This is a genomic window from Clostridium thermobutyricum, from assembly GCF_000371465.1.
Taxonomy (GTDB): domain Bacteria; phylum Bacillota; class Clostridia; order Clostridiales; family Clostridiaceae; genus Clostridium; species Clostridium thermobutyricum.
Genome location: NZ_KB850956.1, coordinates 980773 through 994215, shown reverse-complemented (window position 1 = coordinate 994215; position 13443 = coordinate 980773). Strand labels below are relative to the sequence as shown.

The 13443-nt window shown below is 25.6% G+C and carries 14 protein-coding genes and 1 pseudogene; 3 read left to right on the top strand and 12 right to left on the bottom strand.

The window, feature by feature from the left end; translation table 11 throughout:
- Positions 1-75: 75 nt before the first annotated feature.
- The 3 genes from sigE to HMPREF1092_RS16445 form a co-directional block, all read right to left on the bottom strand.
- Complete coding sequence (gene sigE / locus HMPREF1092_RS04545) at positions 76-876, bottom strand: RNA polymerase sporulation sigma factor SigE (RefSeq protein WP_002597446.1); 801 nt, start codon at positions 874-876, stop codon at positions 76-78.
- Between the two features lie 10 nt (positions 877-886).
- Positions 887-1690 (bottom strand): sigma-E processing peptidase SpoIIGA, encoded by an 804-nt coding sequence (locus HMPREF1092_RS04540; protein ID WP_002597445.1) that lies wholly within the window; start codon positions 1688-1690, stop codon positions 887-889.
- Positions 1691-2000: 310 nt separating this feature from the next.
- On the bottom strand, positions 2001-4148 hold the full coding sequence (locus tag HMPREF1092_RS16445; protein ID WP_002597444.1) for an SH3 domain-containing protein: 2148 nt from the start codon (positions 4146-4148) through the stop codon (positions 2001-2003).
- Positions 4149-4323: 175 nt separating this feature from the next.
- On the opposite strand from HMPREF1092_RS16445, the gene HMPREF1092_RS04530 reads away from it, so the two are divergent.
- A complete protein-coding gene (locus HMPREF1092_RS04530; RefSeq protein WP_002597443.1) occupies positions 4324-5025 on the top strand; it encodes a pseudouridine synthase in 702 nt (233 codons plus the stop codon).
- 120 nt (positions 5026-5145) lie between these two features.
- Here the strand turns inward: HMPREF1092_RS04530 and ftsZ are convergent, their stop codons facing one another.
- The 4 genes and pseudogenes from ftsZ to HMPREF1092_RS04510 form a co-directional block, all read right to left on the bottom strand.
- The gene (gene ftsZ, locus HMPREF1092_RS04525; protein WP_002597442.1) at positions 5146-6282 is read right to left on the bottom strand and encodes a cell division protein FtsZ; all 1137 of its coding nucleotides are present in this window, start codon (positions 6280-6282) and stop codon (positions 5146-5148) included.
- Positions 6283-6295: 13 nt separating this feature from the next.
- Entirely contained in the window at positions 6296-7570 is a 1275-nt protein-coding gene (locus HMPREF1092_RS04520; protein ID WP_002597441.1) for a cell division FtsA domain-containing protein, read from the bottom strand.
- Between the two features lie 147 nt (positions 7571-7717).
- Positions 7718-8770 (bottom strand): type IV pilus twitching motility protein PilT, encoded by a 1053-nt coding sequence (locus tag HMPREF1092_RS04515; protein WP_002597440.1) that lies wholly within the window; start codon positions 8768-8770, stop codon positions 7718-7720.
- 573 nt (positions 8771-9343) lie between these two features.
- Positions 9344-9625, bottom strand: a pseudogene (locus HMPREF1092_RS04510) (sigma-70 family RNA polymerase sigma factor); the annotation flags it as partial.
- Positions 9626-9982: 357 nt separating this feature from the next.
- Here HMPREF1092_RS04510 and HMPREF1092_RS04505 point away from each other — a divergent pair.
- Both HMPREF1092_RS04505 and HMPREF1092_RS17635 read left to right on the top strand, forming a co-directional pair.
- Complete coding sequence (locus HMPREF1092_RS04505) at positions 9983-10567, top strand: DUF4352 domain-containing protein (RefSeq protein ID WP_002597438.1); 585 nt, start codon at positions 9983-9985, stop codon at positions 10565-10567.
- A gap of 257 nt (positions 10568-10824) precedes the next feature.
- Complete coding sequence (locus tag HMPREF1092_RS17635) at positions 10825-10953, top strand: hypothetical protein (protein ID WP_002597437.1); 129 nt, start codon at positions 10825-10827, stop codon at positions 10951-10953.
- An 88-nt stretch (positions 10954-11041) separates the two neighbouring features.
- Here HMPREF1092_RS17635 and HMPREF1092_RS04500 read toward each other — a convergent pair whose 3' ends face one another.
- The 5 genes from HMPREF1092_RS04500 to HMPREF1092_RS04480 are packed head-to-tail and all read right to left on the bottom strand — an operon-like array spanning position 11042 to position 13443.
- Positions 11042-11425 carry a hypothetical protein gene (locus HMPREF1092_RS04500; protein ID WP_002597436.1) on the bottom strand — a complete coding sequence of 128 codons (384 nt, stop codon included), beginning with the start codon at positions 11423-11425 and terminating at the stop codon, positions 11042-11044.
- Between the two features lie 11 nt (positions 11426-11436).
- A complete protein-coding gene (locus HMPREF1092_RS16440; RefSeq protein WP_002597435.1) occupies positions 11437-12513 on the bottom strand; it encodes a glycoside hydrolase family protein in 1077 nt (358 codons plus the stop codon).
- Positions 12514-12528: 15 nt separating this feature from the next.
- Entirely contained in the window at positions 12529-12759 is a 231-nt protein-coding gene (locus HMPREF1092_RS04490; protein WP_002597434.1) for a hemolysin XhlA family protein, read from the bottom strand.
- Between the two features lie 2 nt (positions 12760-12761).
- Complete coding sequence (locus HMPREF1092_RS04485; protein ID WP_002597433.1) at positions 12762-12947, bottom strand: XkdX family protein; 186 nt, start codon at positions 12945-12947, stop codon at positions 12762-12764.
- Position 12948: 1 nt separating this feature from the next.
- Positions 12949-13443, bottom strand: coding sequence for a hypothetical protein (locus tag HMPREF1092_RS04480; protein WP_002597432.1), 495 nt, complete (start codon positions 13441-13443; stop codon positions 12949-12951).

Here is a 13443-nt window from a genome sequence, read left to right as displayed (position 1 = left end):
CAACTCCTTTAGAAGTAATATCGCCATAATAAACATTATTTCCGCTAGAGTTAACTTTTATACTAAAGACAAACCTTAAACCATCTTACTTATTTCTTTTTTTAATCTACTTATTATTTTTTTCTCTAATCTTGATATATAAGATTGTGATATTCCAAGCATGTCTGCAACCTCTTTTTGAGTTTTTTCAGTTGTTCCATTTAATCCAAATCTTAATTGTACAATTTCTTTTTCTCTTTCATTTAAATTTTTCAATGCTATAAATAATAATTGCTTATCTACTTCATCTTCAATCAAATTATAAACTATATCATTTTCAGTTCCTAGTATATCTGATAATAATAATTCATTTCCATCCCAGTCTATATTTAAAGGTTCATAAAATGATATTTCAGCTTTTATTTTAGTATTTCTTCTAAGATACATTAATATTTCATTTTCTATACACCTAGATGCATATGTAGCTAATTTTATTTTTTTTTCTGTATTAAATGTATTTACTGCTTTTATAAGTCCTATTGTTCCTACTGATATTAAATCTTCTACATAAACTCCTGTATTTTCAAATTTTCTTGCTATATAAACAACTAATCTTAAATTTCTTTCTATTAATGTACTTCTTACACTTTCTTGTCCATCTCCTAACTTGTCCAAAAGTTCTTCTTCCTCATCTTTTGATAAAGGTGGTGGCAAAGCATCACTTCCTCCAACATAGTGTAAATTACTTTCTCCTATACCAAATACATTTAAAAATTTATTTAATATAACACTTAATTTAATATTTTTTGAGGAGCTTTCTTCTATTTTTTTTTCCTCAAATAACTCAATTGCTTTTTTTCTATATTTATCTAATTCAATAATATTTATATCTCCCATAACTCCTCCTTTATATAACACCTCTTGATATTAAACCTACAAACTCATTTTCCTTGCTTAATCTATCATCACAAGGACATATTATTCCTTCTATCTCCCTCCAAAGTTTTCCATCCTTAAGTATTCTTATGTTTTCTACTTTAAATCCATACAAACCACCTGAATATCCAATAGCTTTATATGGAATTCTATACATTTCATCCTTTTTAAAATTTATATTTTCAAGCTCTCTTCTTTCTATTAATATACAAGGTAAATTTGTAACTGGTTCTCTTAATTCATTTCCTGAGTCTAAGAAACCTTTTATATTTATCTCTTTATTTTTTATATCTAACTTTACATCATATATAAAATTAGAAACTATGTTTCTATCTCTAATACAAGTAGTTATCCTCTCTAAAACTATAAATAAGATAAATACACCTAAAATCAAATATTTTATACTAAAATTCTTTATTACAACTCCATCTATTATTGTATATTTTTGAGAACTTATTATAAATTTAAAACATATTCCACTTAAAAAAAATGAAGAGCTCATAAATGTAAAAAAACTTTTTACTAATTTTATTTTTTCTCGTTTTTCTAATGGAATATAAATCATTAAGAAAGCAATTAATATTTGTATATAGAATGCTTTAAAAAAACTAATTTCTTTTATTACCATACATAAGCTATATAATCCTCCAATAATTGCTGCTAATATTGCTTTTTTAAATGAATATCTATATTTTAGGATTTTAAAACTTACTATTATCAAAAATAAATTTACAATAAAATTTTCTAATATTAAAACATCTAAATATATCTCCATAACTTGCCTCCTCTTTAAAAATTATATAACTTAATCTATTAAAATTTTGTCACAAATTATCTCTAAGACCTCTTTTTCCTTCTAATTTTTTTTACATAATACTTCATTTAATTTCAGTATAATTTTATTAATCTTTTTTTACTTCTTTTCTTCCTATCCCTTTTATTAAAATCCTATGTTTTTTTGTAAAAATAATAAATTAACTGCCTTTAATTTTAAGCATAAAAAATACACCTCTTTTATAGAGATGTATTTTAATTTTATTCTATTTTCTTTTAATTTAAATAAAATTTTTTATTTTTATTATTAGCTATTGAATTTGACCATCATCTATAGGTGAATTAATTTCACTTTGCTTTAAAGTATTTTTATTTACTTTAGGGACAATATTAATTGTATTAGCTCTTCCCTGTGTAAACTTAGGTTTATCATACAATAAATCATTTTTATTGCTATACATATATGCCATATTAGAAATTTGCTCACCTATACTTTGGGCATACCAAGGAGATGTTGCATATTGATGCCATATATATTGATTATTATGCATATATCTCATTTTATATAATGTATTTTGTTCATATTTAGAACTATTAATATAGTTTGTTGAAACAAACTCTGCTGCACCTGATATAGCTTTAGATACACTTGTCCATCCTTTATTATATGCATAAGTTGTTCCTGCAATTAAAGCTCTATTAGGGAAAACATTACTATTATCATAAGCACCTATTCCATATAAATTATACACAGTAGTAGGTTTACTTAACTTTATCATTTCATAGCCTATTAATTGACCTTTATCATTATATTTCTCTTTACTCATATCTGCTATTTCAGTTATAGTTACACCTTTTGCTAAAATACTTTTACCATATCCTGTTTCATGTATTGATTGAGCAACAAAATATAAAGGATCTATAGAATAATTTTTAGCTGCTGATATAAATGCATTAGATTGTCCTTTTAAAACTCCTGCATCACTTTTTTCTAAATAAGCATCTAATGCACTAGCATTTATATTTCTAAATTTGTCAACTCTCAAAAATTGATATTGATTTTGTGCTTTATCTGGATTTATATATCCTTCAAAATAATCAGTGCTATATTTTGGAACTCTTTCATGCTGAATTCTAACATATTCATTTAAAGACATATTATAATTAGTATAAACTACTTTTCCATTTGATTGATTTGTTTGTGAATTATCTGTATTTGGTTTATTAGTATCATTAGGTTTACTTTCAGTCCCAGAATTATTAGAACTATTATTTCCATACTCTAAGATTTGAACATAATCTCCTGAAATATATCCTTCAAGACTTCCTTTTGATATCTTATACCATGAACCTGATTTTTCTATTATATTAAATTGATCGTTATTATTTAGAGAACCTTTTACACTATAACTAGTTCCAGGGCCTGATCTTACTCTTAAATTACTCGTAACATTAACCACCTTTCCTTTAGTTGGTACTTTATTACTTTCATTTGGTTTTTGTGTATTTTGATTATTATCTTCATTAGGTTTGTTTTCTGGTTTATTAGTATTTGGTTTATTAATATCATTAGGCTTACTTTCAGTTCCACAATTATTAGAGCTATTATTTCCATATTCTAAAACTTGAACATAATCCCCTGAAATATATCCTTCAAGCCTTCCTTTTGATATCTTATACCATGAACCTGATTTTTCTATTATATTAAATTGATCATTATTATTTAGTGAACCTTTTACACTATAACTAGTTCCCGGACCTGACCTTACTCTTAAATTACTTGTAACTTTAACTACTTTTCCTTTAATGGGTACTTTATGGCTTTCATTTGGCTTTTCTGTATTTGGCTTATTATTTTCAGTTGGTTTTTGAGTTGAATTTTGTCCAGTATTTGAACTTCCTTCTATTACAGCTACATAATCACTATGTACATATCCAACCTTTCCATTTACATTTATTTTATACCATGAACCTGTCTTTTCTAATATATTAAACTCTTGGTTATTAGTTAAATATCCAATTACCTTCCCAGAAGTAGAAGCTTTATCCCTAAGCCTTAAATTAGTTTGTACATTTTTAACTTTTCCTTTTTTATTTGTAGTTGATGAACTATTTCCTTGAGATATACTTCCATTTTCCTTTACATAATCTCCATGTATATATCCTGTTAGATTTCCAGATTTTATTTTATACCATACTCCACTTTTACCTAATATATCAAAACTTTGTCCATTTCTTAATGAACCTACTACAGAACTATTTGTACTTGGTGAAGTTCTTATTCTTAAGCTTGTCTGAACATTTACAACAATCCCTTTTTGAGCTAACCTAGCATTATTATTTAATGAATAATTATCTGAATTTAAATTATCTGCATATGAAATTTTATCATTTTTAACTTGAACTCCTACTGCTGTAGAAGTAGCTAAAAGCATAGCCATTACTTTCTTCTTATCCATAAATTTTCCCCCATAAATTCTATTATTCTATTCAATTTTAACATATTATGTAATATAAGGTCAATTTAAGCAATAAATCCTTTTTTTATAAATTTTATGTTGTTTTGATAAGATTTATTTTCGTATCTTTATGATATAATTTTAAATGCAATAATTAAGAAAGGATTTATCCAATATGAGAATAAATAAACTCTTTAGCAATTATGGTATTTGCTCAAGAAAACAAACTAATATTTTAATAAAAGAAAAAAGAGTTTTAATAAATGGAATTTTAGCAAAAGAAGGTCAGTGGGTTGAGGAAAGTGATGAAATATTATTAGATGGGAAAAAAATTAAAAAAGCTGATAATATATATTTAGCTTTTAATAAACCTAGAGGTATTATTTGTAGTTCTTCGGAAGATTTAAATAATAACATAATTAAATTTTTAAATTTTAATGGTTATATATTCCCAATAGGCCGTTTAGACAAAGAGTCAGAAGGATTAATTTTATTAACTAATGATGGTGACTTTGCTAATTCACTAATTAACTCAGAAAATTATCATCCTAAAGAATATATAGTTAAAGTAAATAGAAATATTACAGATGAATTTTTAAACTCCATGTCTAAAGGAGTTAAAATTTTAAATACTATAACACGTCCTTGTATATTAAAAAGAATTTCTAATGATACATTTTCAATTATTTTAACTCAAGGATTAAATAGACAAATTAGAAGAATGTGCTTAAATTTCGGATATAGAGTTATATCTCTTAAGCGAATAAGAATAGTAAATATTCTTTTAGATAATTTACAAGAAGGTGAATTTAGAAATTTAACTGATGATGAAATATTAACTTTAAAAAATTTTTTATTTGAGAAGAAAAACATATAAAAATTTTTCTCTAATTAAAATGCTTTTACATATTTTCTAAAAACACTTTAAAGATTAAAGTCCTTTTATTTTAAAATATAAAAATAAAAGCTAGCAATTTTTGCTAGCTTTTTATATTAACTATCTTTTTGTTTTTCTTAAGAAAGTTGGTATTGAAAGGTCTACTTCATTTCCATAGCTTTCATCTGAAATACTGCTATTTTCTTCTTTATCAGCAGCAACTTCTTCTTCAACTTTAGCTTCTTTTACTACTGGCTTTTCAATAGCTTTTTTAATTTCAACTTTTGGTTCTACAGATTCTGCTTCTTCTTCAAATCCTGTAGCTATTACTGTTATTCTTATTTCATCATTTAATGATTCATCTATAACAGCTCCAAAAATTATATTTGCATCTTGGTCAACAGATTCTCTTATAACATCAGCTGCTTCATAAACTTCTAATGCTCCTAAGTCTGCTCCACCAGTAAAGTTTAATATTACTCCACTAGCACCTTCTATTGAAGTTTCAAGAAGTGGTGATCCAATAGCTTCTCTAACTGCATCTGCAGCTCTATTATCTCCACTACCATGTCCAACTCCCATGTGAGCTAGTCCTTTATTTAACATAACTGCTTTTATGTCAGCAAAATCGGCATTAATAACCCCAGTTATAGTTATAAGGTCTGATATAGCTTGAACACCTTGTCTTAAAACATCATCAGCTAATTTAAAAGAATCTAATAGAGTAGTCTTTTTATCAGCCATTAATAAAAGTCTTTCATTAGGAATAATAACTAATGTATCTACTTTTTCTTTTAATTTAGCTATTCCCATTTCAGCATGTCTCATTCTTCTTTTACCTTCAAATGGGAAAGGTTTAGTTACAACCCCAACTGTTAATATATCTAGTGATTTTGCAAGTTCAGCTACAACTGGTGCTGCACCTGTTCCTGTTCCTCCACCCATACCAGCAGTTATAAATACCATATTAGCACCTTTTATTGCTGCTTTTATTTCTTCTAAACTTTCTTCTGCTGCTTTTTGTCCAATTTCTGGATTAGCACCAGCTCCTAGTCCTTTAGTAAGCTTTTCTCCAATTTGAATTTTTTGGTTAGCATGTGATAGCATTAAAGCTTGTTTATCAGTATTTATAGCTATAAATTCAACATTTTTAAGCCCTTCAACAATCATTCTATTAACGGCGTTACTTCCTCCGCCTCCACATCCAATAACTTTTATATTAGTTAATTCTTGCATATCCACTTCAAAATCTAACAAAATAATTCCTCCCTTAGAACATATCCCCTAGAAAATTTTTAAATTTTCTTATGATACTTTTATTTTCACTTTCACGTTTTTGTAACTCTTCTTTATCTTTTTTATATGCATTTTCATCTGTCTTTTTAATTTTAAATTCTTGTGTAAAATTTAAAGCCTCTTCATATATTAATTCTAACCTATCATGCACCTCTTTAACAATAGCTAATGAGGTAATATTTGAAATATTTTGCATTCCAAAGTCATTTTTTGTTACTATCTTTATTTTCTTATCTTTAAACTTCTGATGCACAACCTCATTTATACCTTCAAAATTAGTTATAGCATCACCAAGTAAAATTATACTACAAATGTCATCATAATGACCAGTTTTTTTTAATTGATTTTTTACATAATTAAGTATTTCTTCAATTCGTGCTTCACACACTTTATAAAATAGTTCTTTATCTACTTGCTTATTTCTAACTTGTACTTCTTTATTTCCTTTATCATTTATTGAACTTCTGTAAATAGAACTAAATTCTCTTTTTATTCCCTCTGCCTCAAATAAAGGTAATGCCATACATATTGAAAGATCACTAGTTATATTTCTTCCTCCAAGAGGTATGCTCATTAATTCTTTTAGACCTTTATCTTCTATAACTGAAATTTCAGTTAATGTATCACCAATCTCTACTAGAGTAGTATTTTCTCTTAAAATAGATTCTGATAAAAATATTTTTCTTAATGATATTTGATTTACTAAAAATCCTTTTACTGAATATTTAGTACCTTTACATAATCTTCTATATGTATCTAAAACTTCTGTTTTTCCTTGTATAACAGAAAGATTTAGTTCTAATATAACTCCCTCTTGTCCAACTACTGTATTTAAATTTATCTTTCCATCTAATTTATAATAATTGATTACTATATCACATATTTCATAGCCTTCTTCAACTTTAATCTTATTTCTAACTTCATCAATTATTCTTTTTACATCTTTAGACTTAACAATATCTTCTAGCATTATTTGAGCTGGCACTTCGAAACATTTTATATTATTACTAGGTAACCCTATATAAATATCATTTATCTTTTTTCCTGTTTCTTCTTCTAATTTACTTAAAGCTTCTTCAAAGTATATTCTACATTTGTCTTCATTAGATATTACTCCATTTTCAACTCCTCGTACATTAACACAAGAACTTCCTAATATCTCAACATCTTCATTTTTTCTACTAACTCCAATAGACGCTGAAATTTTATGTGTTCCTATATCTACTGCTGTAATGAAAAATTCTTGCATTTAAAGTCTTCCCTCCTAATGTTTATAAGTATGTATATTCAACATACTTTCAAAAAATCCTCTTTTTATTATACCTCTTCTTATATGTTTTATAATAGATAAAATAATTAATACTTTATTAATTATTTTATCTATATCAAATTTTTTTTAATACATCATTAATCTATCAAACATTTCTCCATCAACTGAATAATCTTTTGCTACATTAATATCAACTTGTCCACTTTTTACAAGTTTAGTTAATGACATATCCATAGTTTGCATTCCAAATTTACTACCTGTTTGAATAGCTGAATCAATTTGATGAGTCTTTCCCTCTCTAATTTGGTTTTGAATTGCTGGTGTAATTATCATAGTTTCAAGTGCAGCTACTCTTTTACCATCAAGACTAGGTATAAGTTGTTGAGATATTATTCCTTGTAATACTGCTGCTAATTGTACTTTTATTTGCTGTTGTTGATGAACTGGAAAAACATCAATAATTCTATCTATAGTTTTTGCTGAACCAATTGTATGCAAAGTAGATAAGACTAAATGCCCTGTTTCAGCTGCTGTAATAGCTATACTTATAGTTTCTAAATCTCTCATCTCTCCAATTAGAATAATATCAGGATCTTCTCTTAAAAGAGATTTTAAAGATTCACTATAACTTATACTATCTTTTCCTATTTCTCTTTGGTTAACTATGCATTTTTTATGTGAATGTAAATACTCTATAGGATCCTCTAATGTTATTATATGCTCATTTCTTTTTTCATTTATTTCATTTATCATAGCAGCTAAAGTTGTACTTTTACCACTTCCTGTTGGCCCTGTAACAAGTACAAGCCCTCTCCTCTTTTTACATAACTCTTTTAATATTGGAGGATGATTTAAAGCTTCTAAAGTTGGTGTTTTAGAATTCACAACTCTCATTGCTATTGCATCTGAGCCTCTTTGCTTAAATATATTCACCCTAAACCTTCCTACATTTGATAATGAATATGCTAAGTCCTTTTCTCCATGACTATCGTATTCTTCAAATCTTTCCTTCAAAATTTCTTTTGCAAATTTTTTCACATCTTCTTGATGCAGAACTTCTTCTCCTAATTTTCGTAAATATCCACTAATTCTAATCATTGGAGGAACTCCAACTGTCAAATGAAGATCTGATCCTCCCTGTAGTACTGTATCTTTTAAAAGTTCATTTAATGAATACATTTAAAATAGCCTCCATATAAGTATTCTCATTTTATTACCCTGTTTATTATATCATGATATATATTTCTCAGGAAATTTTAACCATGATAATTACTAATTATTTTAAATTTATAATTTATTATCGTTATAATTTAAAATAAAATTTAGCTTAATTCTCTTAATATAAATTTATTTTATATAATCTGTATTATATTCTTCTTTATGTAAAATAATATTATAAAATTTTACTCAAAGAAAATAAAGTATTTTTTATAAGTATCTACTATTTTAATAGATATATCTAGAATTATATATTTAATGAAGATTTCTGAAAATCAAATTATTTTAAATAAAAAGATAGAAATCAGTATAATTTCTATCTTTTTTATTTAACTAGTCTAATTATAATAATAAAAGCTCATTAAAAAATTATTTAAAAATAACTTTTAATAATTTACATAATTAATTTTATTTATATTGTAATTAATATATTTAAATTAAATTATAAATCTATAAAAAGACAAATACATTCTATACTTATGTAAGCACTTTCTAGTAAGATTCCTCTTCAATTAAGAGGAATCTTACTTAATTCTATACGCTTTTTGAGTATAGTACTTTATTTAATTTTTTCAAAGCTTTTTTTTCTATTCTTGAAACATAGGATCTAGATATATTTAAAAGTGCTGCTATTTCTCTTTGAGTCTTACATTTTCCATCTCTAAGTCCATATCTCATTATTATTATATCTCGTTCTCTCTTAGTTAAAGAATCTTCCATTTTACTATATAAAGCCTTTATTTCTAAATTACTTTCTACTTTTTCTAAAACTAAATCTTTTTCACTACTTAAAACATCTATTAAACAAATTTCATTACATACTATATGTTGTATGTAATTATGTATTATAAAAAAATTCCTTCCTATTATATATGTTTTTTTATCACCTACTATTAAATCAGAATTTTAAGTCAATCCCCTAAATAAAGAAACAATTTTACATACTAAAAATCTTTATTAGAATTAATTTAAAATAATTTAATATTTTCTATATTTGATGTTAAATTATGTGTAAATACTATATTATATTTAATTTATTTCAGTTGATAATATTATAAACTATACATAATTTAGTATTTATGTAAAACTATCAAATTTTAAACAATATTGTTTCCCTAATATAAATATATTACATGATATACTATATACGATAAAAATTTAGGGGGAATACTTATGTCTTCAGAAAAAGTTAAAAAGAAAAAATCAAAAAAATTTAAAATAGGAATTGGAATTATTATTGTCATTGTAGTGTTATTTATTATCGGTTCTATAGGTGGTTCAAATAATAGTCCAAAGGCAGTAAATTCTTCAAGTTCTCATACTCAATCTAATCCAGTCTTTAAAATAGGACAAACATTTAAAATAGGGAATTATAATATTACTGTAGATTCAGTTAAAAATGAAAAAGTTATTACTGACAATGGATTTACTGCAGATACAACTCAAAATAATTTCTCAATTTATAAAGTAACTGTAGAAAATACTAGCAATCAACCTATTGAAGGATTTAATATTGGTTCTAATTCTAATGGATTTACATTAGATATTGATAATAGCAAATATGCTCCAGATCTAAATAGTTCTTCTGATGTTAATACTGCTAACAATACTTCAAACGCATTTAATATTATGGTTGGTACGCAATTAAATCCTCACACTAAATATACTTGCTATCTATCATTTATTACACCAAAATCAGTAAAACATGGTACTATTTTAGTTAATATAGATGAAGAAACTGGTAAAGTTCAAATTTAAATATAAAAAGACCTATTTTTAGGTCTTTTTTATATTTTAGAATATAACTACTTGCTAAACTCTATCTAACTATCTATTTTCGTTATTATAAATGTCTATAACTCTAATCAATTCTTTTTTTAATGTTTTGTAAATAAACTAACTTTTAATTAATAAATTATAAGTTCATTTTTAAAATACTAGCAAATTACTTTAAAATTTATAAGAATTTTTTTAAAGTAAAACCTCTAAAATTAATTTGTAAGGAGGTGTTAATTATGGCTAGAAGAAAAAGAAGAACAACTTTAACTAAAAAGCATCACACTAAAAGACATTGTACTAAAAGAAAATCACATTCAAAGAAAGCTAAACATGAACTTAAAATAACAGTTCATCATAAATATTAGTTTTAGTATTTACCATTGTTTTTTTCATTTTAATCCTCTCTATCGTTTTATATAAAAAAGCTACCTATAAATTTAGGTAGCTTTTATTTTATCCAACTGGTTTATCTTCTATATTTTGTGGTCCTGAAGGTTTATTTATTAACTTCTTAATTTCTGCTGCTAATTCTAAGGCAATTTCATCTGAATTTTTATTATCTATTATGTTTTTTTCTATATTACTAAAAGATGTGCTTAATAGATTACTTACCTCATTTAATGCTTGTCCACTTAATGAATTAGGAAAAATAGTATTATCAACTTTAGCTGCTTCTTTTATTGCTTTAAGAATATTTTCTCCCACATACCCTATTTGCGGTAAATGTTCTTTAATCTTTTTATTTTCATCTTTTAATATTAAATGTGATGTTATAGTTATAACCACTAATAGTAATGAAATACAAATCTGAACTATTTCCATTTGTAATTGATTCATATATATTCCTCCTAATTATTGTTATATTGTCCGTAAAGCCACATTTGTGCTTCTGCTGTTCTTCTTCTTAATAATCCGTCTAATGGTCTACCATCGCAATAAGACCACATTCTAAAGTCTTCCATTAAAGTGGAATTATTTTTACATGCATTTATATTTCTTAATAAAGTTGAACTTCTCAATGCTTCTAATCCTAGGTTATAAGAAAAATCTACTAAACTATCAAATTCTGATTGATTTAAGTCATATTCCCCTACAACCTCATATAATTGTGATGCTAAATCATTTAAAGTATTTTCTAATTGCTGACTTGCTTCTGCTTCTGTCATGGTATAATCTGGTCTTTGATTATATGTACATATTCCATAACCTATTGTCCAATTTCCTCCTGCATCTTGATAAGGTGTAGCTGAAAATCCTTCCCAAGACTTAGTAAATTGTAATAAATTATCTGAAATAGTATGTGGTGTATTTGATAAACTAGTATATTCTTTATATATCCATCCATTACAAGGTTTATCTATTTCATACCACTTATCATTTTCCCCTACTACATGAAATCTTTGTCCATAATCTAATACACTTACTATTTGTGCATTTATATCACCTTCTGCTCTTATATTTAATCCTGCTTCTGCTGTTGTTCTTCCCCATTTAATTTGTGGTTCTTGATTTTTTTGAATAGGTCTATATAATGGTTGTACCTTTGATAATTCAATATACATTTTATAAACCCATCCATTACAAGGTTTATCTATTTCATACCATTCTTCATTTTGACCTATTATATGTACACTTTGCCCATAATCTAATACATTTATTATTTCTGCTTCTAAGCTTCCTTGTTTTCTTACATGAAGCCCATCTCTTGCAGTAACTTTTCCCCAAGATATATTATTTTTCTTTTCTAATAATTTTCCTAATGTTTCTGTGCATAAATTATATATATCATCCTCTAAGGGCTGACTCTCTACCCAAACATTAGAACCATCATTACATATGTATAATTCTGTTCCTAATGGAACTTTATTAAGTATGTCATTTAATTTAAATTTATTATCTAAATTTTTTGTATTAAAACTTTTCATAATATATTCTCCTTTCTAAATATGTTTTTCTATAATAAAAATCATCAAGCTCACTACTCCTGTAATTCCAGCAGTTATAATAGCTGTTGTAAGTTTATGTGTCCACATATCCAATGAATCAATTAAGTGATCTAATTTCTCACATAAATTATCTATTCTATTTTCTGACCTAATACTCTGCTTTTCTAATTTATCAATTCTATTGCTATGCTCTTCTAATTTTTCTTTTATTTCTTTTGAATCCATGATTAACCTCTAGCTGTTACTTCCTGTTGTACTAATGGTTTCTCTGAACTTACAGATTGTACTTGTTGAGGTTCTACTATTTCTTTGAATTGTTCTTCTGTAATAACATTACTTTTTACTAACTGTTGTAAATCTGAACTGCTCCATAATCCTAATTCATAAAATTCTTTTATTGTTTCAAAACTCATATTATAGACTTCCTTTCATTGTTAATTCTAAAATTGCTTTTGATAAAGCATTTATTTTTTTATCTGTTTTTGATTGCTTTATTACACCTTCCATTATTCCTTGTGCTAATCCATCTGTTTTTTGATTTAGTTCTGTAATCTGAATTGTTTGCTCTAAAAGAGCTTTATTAACTAATTCTTCTTTTGTAGGTGGTTGAGGTGGTAAAGGTGTAGCTTGTACATCTTGTATAGTTATTTGTTCTTGGATTGGATTTTTAGTTAGCTTTAACTTATTTGAATCAAGTAATTTTCTAATCTTTCCAAATAATTCAACCGATATTTCTATATAAAATGAATTGTCATCATAAATATTGTCTTTTAAATTTCTATTAGAAAAATTAATTAAATTAACTATATTTAGCTCTTTATCAAAAACTAATAAATTATAAAAAGAATATGTTTTCTCTATTTTTTCTATAGGTTTATTTTCAACATTAGTTGTTTTTATATCTTCCAT

Excerpts from the sequence above, each read along its gene's own strand:
- sigE (WP_002597446.1), bottom strand. The coding sequence starts at position 876 with ATGGGAGATATAAATATTATTGAATTAGATAAATATAGAAAAAAAGCA.
- HMPREF1092_RS04540 (WP_002597445.1), bottom strand. The coding sequence starts at position 1,690 with ATGGAGATATATTTAGATGTTTTAATATTAGAAAATTTTATTGTAAAT.
- HMPREF1092_RS16445 (WP_002597444.1), bottom strand. The coding sequence starts at position 4,148 with ATGGATAAGAAGAAAGTAATGGCTATGCTTTTAGCTACTTCTACAGCA.
- HMPREF1092_RS04530 (WP_002597443.1), top strand. The coding sequence starts at position 4,324 with ATGAGAATAAATAAACTCTTTAGCAATTATGGTATTTGCTCAAGAAAA.
- HMPREF1092_RS04520 (WP_002597441.1), bottom strand. The coding sequence starts at position 7,570 with ATGCAAGAATTTTTCATTACAGCAGTAGATATAGGAACACATAAAATT.
- HMPREF1092_RS04515 (WP_002597440.1), bottom strand. The coding sequence starts at position 8,770 with ATGTATTCATTAAATGAACTTTTAAAAGATACAGTACTACAGGGAGGA.
- HMPREF1092_RS04505 (WP_002597438.1), top strand. The coding sequence starts at position 9,983 with ATGTCTTCAGAAAAAGTTAAAAAGAAAAAATCAAAAAAATTTAAAATA.
- HMPREF1092_RS17635 (WP_002597437.1), top strand. The coding sequence starts at position 10,825 with ATGGCTAGAAGAAAAAGAAGAACAACTTTAACTAAAAAGCATCACACT.
- HMPREF1092_RS04500 (WP_002597436.1), bottom strand. The coding sequence starts at position 11,425 with ATGAATCAATTACAAATGGAAATAGTTCAGATTTGTATTTCATTACTA.
- HMPREF1092_RS16440 (WP_002597435.1), bottom strand. The coding sequence starts at position 12,513 with ATGAAAAGTTTTAATACAAAAAATTTAGATAATAAATTTAAATTAAAT.
- HMPREF1092_RS04490 (WP_002597434.1), bottom strand. The coding sequence starts at position 12,759 with ATGGATTCAAAAGAAATAAAAGAAAAATTAGAAGAGCATAGCAATAGA.
- HMPREF1092_RS04485 (WP_002597433.1), bottom strand. The coding sequence starts at position 12,947 with ATGAGTTTTGAAACAATAAAAGAATTTTATGAATTAGGATTATGGAGC.
- HMPREF1092_RS04480 (WP_002597432.1), bottom strand. The coding sequence starts at position 13,443 with ATGGAAGATATAAAAACAACTAATGTTGAAAATAAACCTATAGAAAAA.